Annotated in this window: 14 protein-coding genes; 3 read left to right on the top strand and 11 right to left on the bottom strand. The window is 36.8% G+C overall.

From position 1 onward, the window contains the following. Nucleotides 1-7: 7 nt before the first annotated feature. Both K4G57_RS07945 and K4G57_RS07940 read right to left on the bottom strand, forming a co-directional pair. Nucleotides 8-841 carry a flagellar hook-basal body protein gene (locus K4G57_RS07945; RefSeq protein WP_221532656.1) on the bottom strand — a complete coding sequence of 278 codons (834 nt, stop codon included), beginning with the start codon at nt 839-841 and terminating at the stop codon, nt 8-10. A gap of 219 nt (nt 842-1,060) precedes the next feature. Further along, nucleotides 1,061-2,548, bottom strand: a complete 1,488-nt coding sequence (locus K4G57_RS07940; RefSeq protein WP_221532655.1) for a flagellin B — start codon at nt 2,546-2,548, stop codon at nt 1,061-1,063. Between the two features lie 291 nt (nt 2,549-2,839). On the opposite strand from K4G57_RS07940, the gene K4G57_RS07935 reads away from it, so the two are divergent. Further along, nucleotides 2,840-4,129: an O-acetylhomoserine aminocarboxypropyltransferase/cysteine synthase family protein gene (locus K4G57_RS07935; protein ID WP_221532654.1), complete on the top strand. Its 1,290-nt coding sequence runs from the start codon at nt 2,840-2,842 to the stop codon at nt 4,127-4,129. A gap of 9 nt (nt 4,130-4,138) precedes the next feature. Next, nucleotides 4,139-5,026 carry a homoserine O-succinyltransferase gene (locus K4G57_RS07930; RefSeq protein ID WP_221532653.1) on the top strand — a complete coding sequence of 296 codons (888 nt, stop codon included), beginning with the start codon at nt 4,139-4,141 and terminating at the stop codon, nt 5,024-5,026. Here the strand turns inward: K4G57_RS07930 and K4G57_RS07925 are convergent. The 5 genes from K4G57_RS07925 to K4G57_RS07905 all read right to left on the bottom strand — a co-directional run bounded on the left by K4G57_RS07925 (nt 5,013) and on the right by K4G57_RS07905 (nt 11,628). After that, nucleotides 5,013-5,477 (bottom strand): hypothetical protein, encoded by a 465-nt coding sequence (locus K4G57_RS07925; protein WP_221532652.1) that lies wholly within the window; start codon nt 5,475-5,477, stop codon nt 5,013-5,015. The genes K4G57_RS07930 and K4G57_RS07925 overlap by 14 nt on opposite strands. Before the next feature lie 3 nt (nt 5,478-5,480). Beyond that, a complete protein-coding gene (locus tag K4G57_RS07920; RefSeq protein ID WP_221532651.1) occupies nt 5,481-5,954 on the bottom strand; it encodes a hypothetical protein in 474 nt (157 codons plus the stop codon). Continuing rightward, nucleotides 5,954-9,220 carry a carbamoyl-phosphate synthase large subunit gene (gene carB / locus K4G57_RS07915; RefSeq protein WP_221532650.1) on the bottom strand — a complete coding sequence of 1,089 codons (3,267 nt, stop codon included), beginning with the start codon at nt 9,218-9,220 and terminating at the stop codon, nt 5,954-5,956. Before carB ends, K4G57_RS07920 begins: the two co-directional genes overlap by 1 nt. Before the next feature lie 72 nt (nt 9,221-9,292). Next, on the bottom strand, nt 9,293-9,907 hold the full coding sequence (gmk, locus tag K4G57_RS07910; protein ID WP_221532649.1) for a guanylate kinase: 615 nt from the start codon (nt 9,905-9,907) through the stop codon (nt 9,293-9,295). After that, nucleotides 9,907-11,628: a midas domain-containing protein gene (locus K4G57_RS07905; RefSeq protein WP_221532648.1), complete on the bottom strand. Its 1,722-nt coding sequence runs from the start codon at nt 11,626-11,628 to the stop codon at nt 9,907-9,909. The genes gmk and K4G57_RS07905 overlap by 1 nt, the downstream gene beginning before the upstream one ends. 80 nt (nt 11,629-11,708) lie before the next feature. Between K4G57_RS07905 and K4G57_RS07900 the strand changes: the two genes are divergently transcribed. Further along, nucleotides 11,709-12,242: a phospholipase D-like domain-containing protein gene (locus tag K4G57_RS07900; protein ID WP_221532647.1), complete on the top strand. Its 534-nt coding sequence runs from the start codon at nt 11,709-11,711 to the stop codon at nt 12,240-12,242. Between the two features lie 55 nt (nt 12,243-12,297). Here K4G57_RS07900 and pseH read toward each other — a convergent pair whose 3' ends face one another. The 4 genes from pseH to K4G57_RS07880 are packed head-to-tail and all read right to left on the bottom strand — an operon-like array spanning nt 12,298 to nt 15,364. Then, the gene (pseH, locus tag K4G57_RS07895; RefSeq protein ID WP_236033280.1) at nt 12,298-12,756 is read right to left on the bottom strand and encodes a UDP-4-amino-4,6-dideoxy-N-acetyl-beta-L-altrosamine N-acetyltransferase; all 459 of its coding nucleotides are present in this window, start codon (nt 12,754-12,756) and stop codon (nt 12,298-12,300) included. 8 nt (nt 12,757-12,764) lie between these two features. Further along, on the bottom strand, nt 12,765-13,508 hold the full coding sequence (locus K4G57_RS07890; protein WP_221532645.1) for a cytochrome c biogenesis CcdA family protein: 744 nt from the start codon (nt 13,506-13,508) through the stop codon (nt 12,765-12,767). 7 nt (nt 13,509-13,515) lie between these two features. Then, complete coding sequence (locus K4G57_RS07885; RefSeq protein WP_221532644.1) at nt 13,516-14,790, bottom strand: TRAP transporter large permease; 1,275 nt, start codon at nt 14,788-14,790, stop codon at nt 13,516-13,518. A 16-nt stretch (nt 14,791-14,806) separates the two neighbouring features. Further along, on the bottom strand, nt 14,807-15,364 hold the full coding sequence (locus K4G57_RS07880; protein ID WP_221532643.1) for a TRAP transporter small permease: 558 nt from the start codon (nt 15,362-15,364) through the stop codon (nt 14,807-14,809).

The raw sequence follows: 15,364 nt of genomic DNA, 5'->3' as shown, positions 1-15,364 counted from the left end.
AATCCTTTTATGCTTTTGCTGCGAGTTTAGTTATCGCTTCTGTATTTAACTCGTCCATATGTGTTTTTAAAACTTTAGAATATGCTTCTACAAGGCGGTTTGTTTCAATTAATCCTGTCATCTCCTGCACAACATTAATATTGCTTTTCTCTAAAAATCCTTGTCGCACCGCTCCACTTTGCTCTAGTGCTTCGCGCTCATCTGTACGTTCTTGTGGATAAGAGTAGAGGTTATCACCAATTTTTTTAAGATATTTTGGATTTTCAAAAGAAACAACTCCGATATTTGCAATCAAAGCCATTTCGCTAATACCCTCATTATTTAAATCTCTCGTGTAAATATTACCATTGCCATCAACTTCTACTTGGAATCCATCAATAAATTCAATGTATTGTGGCGCATCTAAATATTCGCGTGGAAGCACTGGATAGCCTTCTTTTGTTACTAATCTGCCCTGCTCATTTAACACAAAAGAACCATCACGTGTATAGCGGATCCCATCTGGAGTTTCCACCATAAAATACATATTTTCTTTGCTTAATGCAAAATCAAAAGTATTATCTGTAACCATCATTCCACCCACTCTATTATCCGTAAATTCCTCTACGATTTGTGGCACACGATTTAAAGAGCGGTTATAAAACTTCGCTGCATCTTTTGTCTGCTCATCAATAGGCAAAAACTCTTTGTGCTGCTCATACAAACGCATAAAATCACCAATAACAACATCATCACGTTTAAAGCCTGTTGTATTAGCATTTGCGATATTGTTTGCTATCACATCTAAGCGGTTGATTTGCGTAACCATACCACCTACAGAATTATAATATCCACCATGCATTCTAAGCCTTTTTACTAAACTTTACACAGCTTAAAGCAAAAGGCATTCCACAATGAAAAATTTTTAAAATATGGTATCATCTCCTTGTAACTTTATAAATTTTCACCACACTGATAACATAAACAACAAAATTAAGAAATAATAAGAAAAGCATAAAAACTTAAAGAAAGAAAATTAAAGAGATGCAAAAGAATCCAAAAAAGGATTCTTTATTTAAAACTACTGAAGTAATCTTAAGATATTTTGTTGTGCTGCATTAGATTGACTTAATGCATAGCTTCCAGCTTGAGCTAGAATGTTTAGGTTAGAGTAATTTGCAGATTCACTCGCAAAATCCACTTCCCTAATACCAGATTCCGCAGACTTCACATTCACTTGAGTTACAGTGATGTTATTAACTGTTGATTGCATTTGTTGTTGCACAGAACCTAAGTCGGAGCGGATAGTATCAAGTTGTTTAATTGCAGACTCCGCAATATCCATAACTAGCATTGCACCTTTTAGTGTTGTTACCCCTGCACCTAAGGTTTGACCAGCTGTTGCAGAATTTGCCGCATTAGCACCTGTCGCAGAACGCACATCTGCATTAAAGGTTCCTTTAACATTTCTCAAAGTCACAGTCGCTTGTGCTGTTCCACTAGCTAATGCAGCCCCTTGAACACCGCTAAATTTAATATCATTAGAACCCAATCTTGTAAGTGTAAGCGTTCCTACAAATGTGCTTCTAGCATTTGCTGCTGTTACAATACCTGCTCCACCAGCACTCATACCGCCTCCTTGGACTTGGATAGCTCTACCATCAGTTGAAGTAAGCACCAATTTTCCATCTTCGCTCATAGAGGCTTGAACGCCTGTTTCTTCTTTATAAGCATTAATTGCTTGAACCAATCGCCCATCTCTATCAGCTTGTTGGACACCTACAACATCACCAATTTTTACTCCATTGATGGTTAAGCTTGTAACATTTATTGCTCCAACTTGCTGTGTCCCTGTTCTAATAACTGTAGCTTCCGCACGAATACCGCCTAAGTTATCAGAGTTTTTATTAATCACTTCAGCTACAGCTCCTAAACCTGTCCCTGCTGAAGTAGAAATAACGGTATTTTCTAATTTTACATCTTGTTGATTTTTTGCACCAATAAAATTCATCGCAACATTATTAAGCGCTGAAAATTTTAGAGACTCTACCCTTGCATGTCCGATTTTATCAGAGCTTGTCGCACCGATACTTGCACGAATTGTTTGGTTAGAATACGCACCAACTTGGAATTCTTTATTTGTAAATCCACCAGCAAGCAAGTTTAGACCATTATAACTTGTTGTTGCAGCAATGTTATCTAAAGACTCTATTAAGCGGTTAATATCTGCTTGAATCGCTGTTCTTGTAGTCGTAGTTTGACCATCTTGCGCAGCTTGTGTTGCTTTTGTCTTAATTGTGTCTAGAATCTTAACTTGCTCATCCATAGCTTTATCTGCAATTTGGATAATACCCATACCATCATTTGTGTTTCTAATTGCTTGTCCTAACGCATTTGCTTGAGAACGCAAACTATCGGCAATCGCCATCCCTGAAGCATCATCTTTTGCAGAGTTAATTCTTAACCCTGAACTTAATTTTTGTAATGAACTAGAAAGACTAGTTTGTGTAAAAGTGCTTTGTGCATGTGCGTTTAACGCATTAACATTGGTATTGACTTGAAATGCCATTTGTAACTCCTTTTGTTTTTGCTAGCACTTCCTTGTGCTATGCATTTAAATTCTACAAAGATTTGTGTGAATTTATCTTTGCAAAGCTTAAACCAAAGACTTAATTACGCCTTGTAAAGTTTAGCTATGCAATTATATCGGATAAAAATCTAAAAGAATAAGAGAAAAATATAGAAAATTGTGCAAAATCTACAACATTTTGAAAAATTTACATTAAATTTTATAAATACATATTGTATTTTTTAAATTTAATGTTATAATGCTACGAAATTTAATTTAAAGGATAAAAAAATGGCAACACAAAATTACAAACAAGAGACTTTAGCACTCCACGCAGGCTATAACTTTGATACACAACGTACACTTAGTGTGCCAATCTATCAAAACACAGCTTATAGTTTTGAAAGTTTAGAGCAAGCAGCGGCAAGATTTGCCCTACAAGAGCTTGGGAATATCTACACACGCATCGGAAACCCAACAATCAATATATTAGGTGAGCGCCTTGCTGCAGTTGAGGGTGGAGCATTTGGTGTTCCAACAGCAAGTGGGACAGCGGCGATTTTTTATGCACTTGCTAATCTTGCTCAAAATGGCGATAATGTCGTGTATTCCAATAAGATTTATGGAGGAACACAAACTCTTATTGTGCATACACTAAAACGTTTTGGTATAGAATCAAAAGTTTTTGATATTGATAATATTGAAGAATCTCTAGAAAAAGCAGTTGATTCTAAGACTAAGGCAATTTTATTTGAAAGTTTATCTAACCCACAAATTGCGATTGCTGATGTGGAAAAAATCACCAAAATTGCTAAAAAACATGGAATCGCAACCATTTGTGATAATACAGTAGCAACAGCATTTTTGCATAAACCTTTTGAATTTGGTGTAGATATTGTAGTGTATAGTCTTAGCAAATATGTCAATGGACAAGGAAGCGCACTTGGTGGAGTAGCAATAGAGCGCAATGGCTTAAACTCCTTAATCGTGGATAATCCACGCTATCCAGCCTTTAACACCCCTGATGCAAGCTATCATGGATTAGTCTATGCAAGCCTAGCAGATTCCTTGCCAATTTTTAGCATTCGTCTTATTACTGAATGGCTAAGAAATATCGGCGCAACGCTTTCTCCGCACAATGCATGGATTGTTATTCAAGGGTTAGAAACACTAGAATTACGTATTAAAAAACATAGTCAAAACGCCCTCGAAGTTGCAAGATTCCTACAATCTCACCCAAAAGTTAAAGAAGTCTTTTATCCCGGATTAGAAGGAAATCCTTATAATGCTTTGCTTAAAAAATATTTTAAAGACTCCAACTCTAGCGGACTTTTAAGCTTTGAAGTAGAAAGCTATGAAAAAGCAAAAAAAGTTTGTAATGCGTTAGAGATTTTTGAAATTGTCGCAAATATCGGTGATTCTAAATCACTTGTGATTCACCCAGCATCCACAACACATTCACAATTAAACCAAGATGAGCTAGACTCCGCTGGAATCACTCCTTGCACAGTGCGCTTAAGTATCGGACTAGAATCCCCACAAGACTTAATTGCAGATTTAAAACAAGCACTAGAAAAATAAGGATTTTAAGTGCCGCTTATTATTCCAGAAGACATTCCAGCTTTTGCATTGCTTAAACAGCACTCCTTTATTATGGGTTGCAATCGCGCAAAAGCACAGGATATTCGCCCATTAGAAGTGCTAATTTTTAATCTAATGCCAACAAAGATTCAAACAGAAAATCAGATTCTATCTTTACTTGCAAACTCTCCTTTGCAAGTAAATATTACACTACTAACAACGACTAGTTATACAGGAAAAAACACACCAAAATCACATTTAGATAGGTTTTATGTAAATTTTGAGGAGATTAAAGGGCGCAAATTTGATGGTGCAATTATTACAGGTGCGCCCATTGAGCATTTAGAATTTGAAGAAGTAAAATATTGGGGAGAGCTTGTTAGGATTATGGATTTTTTAAAAACCCATTGCACAAGCACAATGTATCTTTGCTGGGGAGCAATGGCTGGGCTGTATTACTTTCATAATATTCCAAAAATTTCTTTAGATTCTAAATGTTTTGGTATATTTGAGCATTTTTGGGTGGAACAGGATTTAATTTTAAATGGGCTTGATGAGCTTGTTAAGATTCCACATTCTAGACACTCTGGGATTGATGAAGCACGTACTAGAGCTAATAAGCATTTAAAAATCTTACTTGAGGGCAAAGAAAGTGGAATCACTGCTTTAAAAGATGAAAAAGATTTTTTCATTTTAGGGCATCCAGAATATTCTAAAGACACACTAGATTTAGAATACAAGAGAGATTTAAATAAAGGCTTAGAGATTGCAAAGCCCAAAAACTACTATAACGCGGAGCTACAACCCATTTTTTCATGGCGTTCAAGTGCTAGCATGTTGTTTGCAAACTGGCTAAATTTCTCTGTCTATCAAGACACGCCATTTATTCTACAATAGGTTTTTCATGATAGACAAGATTCCTCTTGCGCGTTTCAAAATCATCAGAATCCGCACTTAGATACACAATATAGCGGTAATTTTCATATAGGCTTTGGATTCTCTTTTGCTCACCTTCCTCAGTGATTACCTGTTCTTTAGCTAGAAAAATGCTTCCTGCTGTTTTTCCAAAAGGTGGTACAAATAACAATAATGCACCCGCTAAAAACACAAAAAACAAAATCTTAAATACATTATTAATAAAAGGAAGTGCTAACCCCACACCAAAAATCCCGACACAAATAAAAAACGCCACAGGATTAAAAACATTACTAAAAAAGGGATTAAAGAATTCTCTAATTCCATAATACTGCATATAGCTAGCATAAATTGCTGCCCAAAAAACACAAAACAACACAAAAACCAACATTAAACCCAATAAAAAAGATTGCAAAATATCTGTTACTTTCATTATTTACCTTATTTTTCTTATCCTCGCATTAACGATTTTATACATCTTTGAAGGCTTTTGTGCGCTTAAAAACCTCCAATCTAACACTACAATATCTGCTTTTTCTAACGCAAAATCTAAATCAAACTCTGCTTTATGCGCATTTGCTGAACTTGAATACAAAAAGGGGAAAAAAGCTAACAAGTTGCTATGTTCAACTTTTTCTCTAATCCCTTTTGGCACAAGACGAATCGCTAGAGATTCTATGCCCTTAACGTTCCTACCCTTATAAACAAAAGTCTTTTTTTGACTACGTCTAACCCTATTTTTATGCGCATTTGGAACACGTACAAGTTTTTTTAACTTCTCTAAACTCTCTAGCGTTAAAAGCACATTTTGCTTTACATTACGTCCTTTTATGTGATTTAACACATTAAAATTCTCGCACAAAAACCCAGCTGTCGTATCACTTTGTGCAAGAAAAATTGGTGCTTCCATTAGGCAAGATAGTCTTGAATTGCTTTAGCAACATTTGGATTCTTGCTTCCTATCTCACAAATCGCACTCACTGCCACGCGTGCTGCTTCAATAGTCGTAAAATAAGGAACATTGTTGCGCAACACTTGTGTGCGAATCTTATCTGTGTCATCTTTGCTAGAAGCCTCATCACTTGTATTAATTGCTAGAGCAATCTCGCCATTTGCTAACCTATCACCGATATTTGGACGCCCTTCACTAATTTTTAATTCCTCCTCACATGCAATTCCATTTTGATTTAAAATCTCCGCTGTGCCTTTTGTTGCGCAAATACTAAACCCAGAGGATTGCAAATCTTTAGCAAGCTCTACGGCTTGTGGCTTGTCTAAACTACGCAAAGACATAAAAACTTTGCCACTTGTTGGCAAGGCATTTTTACATGCCATTTGGCTTTTTGCAAAACTTAACCCAAAGCTTTCGCTAATCCCCATAACTTCACCGGTTGAACGCATTTCAGGACCCAAAAGCATAACTGCACCATTTAGCTTATCAAATGGAAATACGGATTCTTTTACTGCAATATGCTTTAATGTCTTTGGTTTATAAAGCCCATTTTGGAATTCCACCTTTTTAAAAGTATCATAACGTTCTAGTGCAGATTTCAAGTTGCGATTAACCATGACATCTGTTGCAACTTTTGCTAGAGGGATTCCAGTTGCCTTACTCACAAATGGCACAGTGCGGCTTGCACGAGGATTAACTTCAATAAGATATAACGTCTCCTCAAAAATCGCATATTGCGTATTCATAAGCCCAACAACACCTAGATTTCTAGCAATTTTTGCAGTTGTCTCTTCAATCTCTTTAATCTTTTGTGTAGAAATACTAATTGTTGGCAGTGAGCAAGCAGAATCTCCGCTATGGATTCCAGCCTCTTCAATATGCTGCATAATTCCTGCAATATACACATCTTTGCCATCACAAATAATATCTACATCAAGCTCAATAGCATTATTTAAAAACTTATCAATCAACACCGGAGAATCCTCGCTCACGCTAACTGCTTCCCTCATATATTCTTGTAATTCTAAGATATTATACACAATGCGCATTGCACGCCCACCAAGCACATAGCTAGGGCGCACAAGCACTGGAAAGCCGATGTTTTGTGCAATAGAAATGGCTTCTTCTTTTGTGTAAGCTGTGCCATTTTGAGGCTGCAAAAGTCCATTTTCTTCTACAAACTTTGCAAATTTTTCTCTATCTTCAGCAATATCAATGGTTTTTGCACTTGTGCCAATGATTTTTGCACCAATAGTTGTAAGCTTTTTTGCAAGTTTTAAAGGTGTCTGCCCACCAAAATGCACAATGATTCCATCAGGTTTTTCTCTCTCAATCACACTGCGTACATTCTCGAAAGTAATGGGTTCAAAGTATAACACATCACTCGTGTCATAATCTGTGCTAACCGTCTCTGGATTGCAGTTATACATAATGCTTGTGTAGCCCATATCACGTAGAGCAAAGCTTGCATGCACACAGCAATAATCAAACTCAATTCCTTGTCCAATGCGGTTTGGTCCTCCGCCTAAAATCATCACTTTTTTGCGTGAATTCTCTTGTGTTTGTGCATTTGTATTCTCTAATGTGCTAACAAATGGAATCGTGGAGTATAAATACGTTGTTTTTGTTGCAAATTCTGCTGCACAAGTATCCACTTCATTATAAGCAAGTTGCACACCTACTTTTTCTCGGAGCGCATAAATATCCTCTTCACGTAACTCTAATAATTCGTTTTTGTTAATCAAAAAGGCAAGCATTTTATCGCTAAAGCCATTTGCTTTTAATGTTCTTAAAAATTCTGCATCACTTAGCCTCTCAAAAGAAATTTCTTTCTCTAAAGCAATAATTTCCGCAATCTGTCCTAAAAAATATGCATCAATCTTGCACCATTTTTGCACTTCCTCTACACTCACGCCACAACGCAAAGCATCGGCTACATAAAGTAGTCTTTGCGCATTTGGACGACGCACTTCGTGCTGAATTTCACTTAAATCAGTGCTAACTGGATTAAATCCAAAGATTCCAGTTTCAAGGCTATTAAGTGCCTTTTGTAAAGATTCTTTAAAGGTTACACCAATTGCCATAACTTCGCCAATAGATTTCATAGAAGTTGTAAGTGTAGAATCTGCTTGTGGAAACTTCTCAAAAGTAAAGCGCGGAATCTTTGTAACAATATAATCAATACTAGGCTCAAAACTAGCAGGTGTCCCTGTAATGTCGTTTTTGATCTCATCTAAACTAAAACCCACCGCTAAAAGCGTGGCAACTTTAGCGATAGGATAGCCCGTTGCTTTAGAAGCAAGAGCAGAACTTCGTGAAACGCGTGGATTCATTTCAATAACCGTCATTCTCCCTGTGCTAGGATTTATCGCAAATTGCACATTTGAACCACCCGTATCCACTCCAATTTCTCGCAAAATAGCAAAAGAGGCATCACGCATTCTTTGGTATTCTTTATCTGTTAGTGTCAAAGCTGGTGCAATAGTGATGGAATCCCCCGTATGCACACCCATAGGATCAAGATTTTCAATACTGCACACGATGATACAATTATCCTCTTTATCGCGGATAACCTCCATTTCGTATTCTTTCCAACCAAGCAAAGATTCTTCAATTAAAATTTCATTAATAGGACTAACTTCTAAGCCGTTTTGAGCAAGCATCTTAAATTCATCAATATTATACGCAACACCACTTCCTCCTCCAGCTAACGTATAACTTGCGCGGATAATTAAGGGAAAGCCGATTTCTTTTGCCGCTTGAAGAGCTTCCTCAAGCGTGTAAGCATAACGTGACTTTGGCAAATCCATACCGATTTTTAACATTGCTTCTTTAAAAGCCTGTCTATCCTCACCTTTTTTAATTGCTTCAGGCTTTGCGCCAAGGAATTTCACTCCCTCAAGCATTCCTTTCTCAAATAGACTCATCGCAATATTTAGCGCCGTTTGTCCGCCCATTGTGGGCAAAATTGCATCAACTCTCTCTTTTTGTATAATATCTGCAATAATCTCTTCAGTAATAGGCTCAATATAAGTTCTATCGGCAAATTCTGGGTCTGTCATAATAGTTGCAGGATTAGAGTTAATTAAAACAACCTTGTAACCAAGCTCTTTTAAAGTCTTTGCAGCTTGTGTTCCAGAATAGTCAAACTCGCAAGCTTGCCCAATCACAATGGGACCAGAACCGATTAATAAGATTGTATGAATGTCATTTCGTTTTGGCATAGAGTCTCTCTAATTTGGGTTAAAAAATTTGGTAATTCTAGCGTTTTATGACTTAATCTTAATAGAAAATATTTATTTTTTCCAATTTTGCAAAAAGGATTCCATTTCATAAAGAGAAACCTTACAAAATGCACTCCTTGCAATACACAATAACTTACTTGCGGCTTCCTCTAAATTTTCATTAATAATAAGATAGTCGTAATTTGCTAAACTTCGCACCTCATCAAGCGCATTTTCTAAACGTTTTTGAATCACATTGTTCATATCGCTCCCACGCCCACCTAACCGCTCTTGTAAAATATTCCTATTTGGCGTTGTAATAAAAACACTTGTCGTATGGCGCGGAAAAGTTTGCTTGAGATTTGCCTGCCCTTGCACATCAATATCAAAAACAACAAGTTTATCTTCTTCTAGTGCATTAATTACTTGTGCCTTAGAAGTGCCATAATAATTATCATGCACCTTTGCCCACTCTAAAAACTCACCCTTATTAACCCCAGCTTCAAAATCCTCTTTGGAGATGAAATTATAATGCACACCATCAATCTCACCCTCACGCTTTTGACGCGTTGTAGAGGAAATAGAGAAGTAATGGTCAGGGAATTCTTGTGCAAGCCGTTTATACAACGAGCTTTTACCAGCACCACTAGGTCCAGATAAAATAAGAATTGCTCCTTTTAGTTTCATTATTTATCATCTTTTTTGGGAAACTGAATGTTAATATTAATCGTAGCACCACTTAAAAGCTCTTTTAAAGTTTGTGTTTGAAGGGTTTGAAGTGCGCCAATTAGCGATTCTAATGAATTTGCTTGAATACTGCTTGGAAGTTGCATTTCTTGAGCTGGTGTATCTTTTGTAACGATTGGTGTTGGGATTGGTTCTTTTTGAATCGGCTCACCTAGAGCCTCTCCCATCTCTTCAAGACTTAACGTATCAAAATCATCGCTTCCATTTGTTGAAGTTGTAGAATCTGTTTTTAATTCCACTTTTGGCTCTTCTAATTCTACTTCTGGATCTATTTCTAGCTCTGCTTTAGATTCTATTTGAGAATCCATTTTAGGTTCTATCTCTAAATCCGCCCCCAAATCTAAATTCTCGCCAAAATCCGTTGTAGAATCTGTTTCTAATCCCACATCTTTTGAGGTTTCAGATTCTCCATTTTGCATTTCTAAAATCGCTTCATCTGTTCCTTCATCTTGTGCTTCGTTTTCTAAAGTTTCATTTGTTGCCTCTATGTTAGATTCTATATTTTCCTCTTTGTTTGTATCCTCTAAGTTAAAGTTCTCTAAATCAAACTCTGCTAAATCATCATTTGCAACATCACTCTCTGCATTTGCTTTATTAGTGGAATCTTCTAGATTAGATTCCTTATTTAAATCCTCTAAATCAAGTTCAAAATCCGCATTTTCAGACTCTGCTGCTTCTGTGCTTTTGGATTCCTCACTTTTAAATTCCGCATTTTCCGAAGTTTCCTCACTTTGAGATTCTGCAACATTAGAATCTAAACTCGCAATATCATCTAAATTAAAATCAAAGTTATTTTCTGTATCCAAAGCGGAATCTGTGGAATCTGCTACATTATCAAACCCTTCCATTGCTTCTAGTGTAGCTTCTTGACTCTCCTCTTTTTGTTCGGCAGTTTCTAGCTCTTGCTCTACATTATCCGTCTTGCTAGATGCTAACTCTATGCCTTCTTCCTCCGTGCTATCTGTGATTCCTTCAAGTTCTTTATCCAAATCAAAGTCAAGTGAAGAATCCTCTGCAACAGCTTCCTTAGAATCATCCAGCAAATCCTTGATTGTATCTACATCATCTTTGTCTAGCACCTGCAAATCTTCACTCTTCCCCTCATCTCCTAGTGAATCTAGTGTATCTTCTGTTTTAGCAAATTTCGCATTGTCTTCAAGTCCTTCTAGCCCATCATCACCACCAAAATCAAGTTGCGTATCGCCATCATCGTCTAGCTTTTTATCCAAATTTAAATCCTCTAAATTAGAAAAATCTAACGCATCGTCTAAATTTAATTTACCTAAATCATCATTGCTCTCAAGCTCTAAAATATCACTCTCTACGCCCTTTTTAGAAGTGTCTTCCACGCTAATGCCTGAAATCTCGCTTAAAGTATTCACTAAATCTGTGGGTAAAAAAGGCTTTTGGATATAAGTATCAAAACCATCAATGCGTTCTGTTGCCTTAGAGTAGAATAGAATCATTTTTGCTGTTGTATGTTCCGCCTTATAAGACGTAAAACTCTCCACATCAAAACATTCATCATCTATTAATACAAGCTCTGCACTAATGCTAGTATCTATTTCTTGAGATTCCACCATTTCCACACTAAGCTTAGAAGCGCTTAAGGCTACGAGTTTATTAATAATCGGATTTTTGTTGATGAGATATAATTTCATAAATGCTCCATTTCTCTTGGCTTAATCAAAGAATTGCTACAATTTTAACAATTTGTATCTTAATTTTTGGAAGGATTTTAATGTTTAAAAAAGTTTTAACTCTCTTTTATTTAAGCGCATTGTGTTTTAGTAGTCTAGTTGCAAACGATTTGTATTTTATGCCAAAAGAACAGGACAAAGCACTAAATGCACTCTTGCACACAATCAAAAACACACAAAACACACTAGATATTGCCATTTATAGTTTTACAAATCGCGAGATTAGTAAAGCAATCCGAGATACCGCAAGAAAAGGCGTAAAAGTGCGCATTATCTATGACAAAAAAAGCAATAAAGACCCTAATAAATCCACCATTGGTTATCTCGCAAAGCTCAATAATATAAAAACTTGCCTTTTAGAGGGGGAGCGCTCAAGAAATGGCAAATACAATGGCTTAATGCACATTAAAATGGCAATTAGTGATAATAAGCGCCTCGTGCTAGGGTCGGCGAACTGGTCTAAAAGCGCGTTTGAGACAAATTATGAAACGCTTTTAATTTTAAAAGATACTAAACTCATAAAACAATCACACACCGCATTTGAAGAAATGTTTAGGAAGTGTGAAAAATATTAACACGTTTTAAAAGAGGTTTCCATTTTTAGCAAATTGCGACCTTAATGCAAAAGAGCTATTTTGCCTCATCTCCGCGGTTAAAATAGCACATTCTTGCATCTCTTTTTGTAATCTCAAATCCAAAGCGCAAATACAAATCAATTGCTTTTGTATTCGCATTAAATGCACACGCACGCAACTCCTTAACCTTCAGCACATTAAATGCGTAATCTAGAACTTTTTGCATCAGAATCTCTCCATAACCTTTTAAAAATGGGCTTTGGTAGATTCCAAACTCACAAGAAAATCCACGCACAATCTCAATAAAATCAATCACTCCAATTGGAATCGCATTTGCAAAAACCAAAAAATACTCTTTTGAAGTATCATGTTTTAGAGATTCCATGAAATTTAAATGCTCTGTTTTTGTAATGTTTTTTTGCTTCATAAAAGCTGCTACACTTGCATGATTACGCCACTCTAGCACAAGCGCACCCTCTTTAACGTTTAATTGTGCAAAGTTTTTAAGCTTCAATTGCATCCTTATAAAACCTTTACTAAATACGCCGAAACAACACTCATTCCACCACTTGCAACTAGAATTCCAATGCTAATTAGTAAGACTCCAGCACACCACTCAATAATTTTAAAATAGCGCTTGATTCCCTCCAAGAAACTAAACGCATAGCCAATAAGTAACGCACAGAGTAAAAAAGGAAGTGTTAATCCAAGTGTGTAAATTACAAGTAATGTGATTCCGCTTTGTTCATCTAAGCTAGCAAGCGCAATAATACTTGCCAAAATCGGACCTACGCAAGGCGTCCAACCAAGAGAGAAACTAACGCCAAGCAAAAAGGGCGTTAGAAAATCTCTTAAGACTCCAAAGTTTCCGCTAGTGCGCAATGTTTTTTGGTAATTCAAAAATGGAATCCTAATCACCCCAAGTGTATGCAACCCAAAGACAACCAACACTCCTCCAGCAAAATAACGCAAAACCGGACTTAATAAGATTCCACCATTTAAAATTCTAGCAGCCACTACACCAAGGAGAACAAACACAAGCCCAAGCCCAAATACAAAAAATAGTGCGCCTCTTAAAATTCTAAAACGCTTTTTTAAATCCAACACCCCAGTATTTTTTAATTCATCTAAAGAAATTTCAGAAATATAAGAAAAATATGCAGGAATAAGGGGAAGCACGCAAGGACTAATAAAAGTTAGAATCCCTGCAAGAAAACTTATCAAATGCGGGGCATTCTCAAAAATTCCAAGTAGTGATTCTTCCATGTGCTTATTATCCTAGCAGACTAGGCAACCAAAGTGAAATCTCTGGAATATATGTGATTAACCCAAGCCCAATTAATAATACACAAAGCCAAGGAATAATAGAGAGCGTAATATCTTTTAAACTAAGTCCTGTTAGTGAGCTAGCTACGAAGAGATTTAACCCAACAGGTGGCGTTAGCATTCCAAGCTCCATATTCACAATCATCACAATCCCAAAATGAATAGGGTCAATCCCAAGTTTCAAAGCAATTGGCAAAAGCAATGGTGTCATAATCATTACCACTGAGCTAGGCTCCATAAACTGCCCCATAATAAATAGCGCAATATTTACAAAAATTAGGAACATCCACCAACTCATCTGCATATTCACAAGATATTCCGCAATCGCATGTGGAATCCGCTCTCCGGTTAAAAAATGCGCAAACACGACTGCAAAACCGATGATAAAGAAAATCATTGCTGTTGTAATCGCCGCATCTAAAAATACCACATACAAATCTTTAAACTTGATATCCTTATACACAAAAAGCGACACAATAAAAGCATACACGGCACTAATCCCAGCAGCCTCTGTTGCAGTAAAAATCCCAGCATAGATTCCGCCAATGACCACAAAAACAATCAAAAGCGCCCAAAATGCTTCTTTAAACTTTAGCCACCTTGTCTTAAGACTTGCCGGCTTTGTTGCTTTAAATCCTAAACGTTTCGCTCCAAAATAGGCATAAAGCATCATCATGCCACCAACTAATAGCCCCGGAACAACCCCTGCAACAAAAAGTTTTTCAATAGAGACTTCCGCAGTTACTCCATAGACAATCATCACAACAGAAGGTGGAATCAAGATTCCAAGACTTCCTGCTGATGTGATTGCTCCTACAGAATAGCTCTTAGGATATCCTGCTTCTTTTAATGCTACAAACATCACTGAACCAATTGCAACAACCGTCGCTGGTGAGCTCCCACTTACTGCAGCAAAAATAATACACGCTAGGATAGCACTCATTGGCAAACCACCGGGCAAATGCCCAACAAGACTTTTTGCAAATTCTACAATTCTATTTGCCGAGCTTCCTTTACTCATTAAAGAACCTGCTAGAATAAACATTGGAATCGCCATCAATGCTGGTTTTAAGCCATTTAGCATAATCTCTGGCACAGCCATGACATCATAAGAGCTAAATAATAACATCGTCAAAACAGCGCTCACCCCTAGCGAAATCGCCACAGGAACGCCAAGTAACAATAATCCAAATAAAACAATTAACAAAAATGCAACACTCATAAAGTCCCCTAGTTTCCTAATCTTTCACCACAGAATCGTGAATCATCTCTTCTTCTGCGCTTTTTGCCACTTTATCCGCTGACATCAAAGAAACTTCATAAATCTTCTCCAAAGAGCGATAAGTTGCACCCAAAAATGCAATAGGCAAACACAAAAGAAACACCCACAAAGGAACATTATGTAGAGCTTCGCTCATATAACCAATTTCATAATTTAAATAGCAAACCATCAAGCTTGCATAAAACATAAAGCCTAAAAATACAGAATTTAAAACATGTGTTAGTAGCACACATGTTTTTGCAACAACTGGAGGAAATTTCTCAATTAACATTGTTACAGCAATATGCACTCCTTTTCTAAAGCCATAAGCTGCCCCAAAAAATGCCGACCACAAGAAACAATACCTTGCCACTTCCTCTGCCCAAGTAAGGGACCCAATTTCTGGATAAAATCCTGCAATGTAGCGCACACAAACATTAATTGCTGTAATTACGATTCCAGCTAACAGCCCAAATACAGCAACATTCTTATTGATTCCAACAATGACCTTATCCAACACTTGAAAAAAATTCAC

Origin of the sequence: Helicobacter turcicus (genome assembly GCF_019711685.1) — a bacterium.
GTDB lineage: Bacteria > Campylobacterota > Campylobacteria > Campylobacterales > Helicobacteraceae > Helicobacter_D > Helicobacter_D turcicus.
The sequence above is the reverse complement of the archived record's forward strand: the minus strand, read 5'-3'. Positions and strand labels throughout refer to the sequence as shown.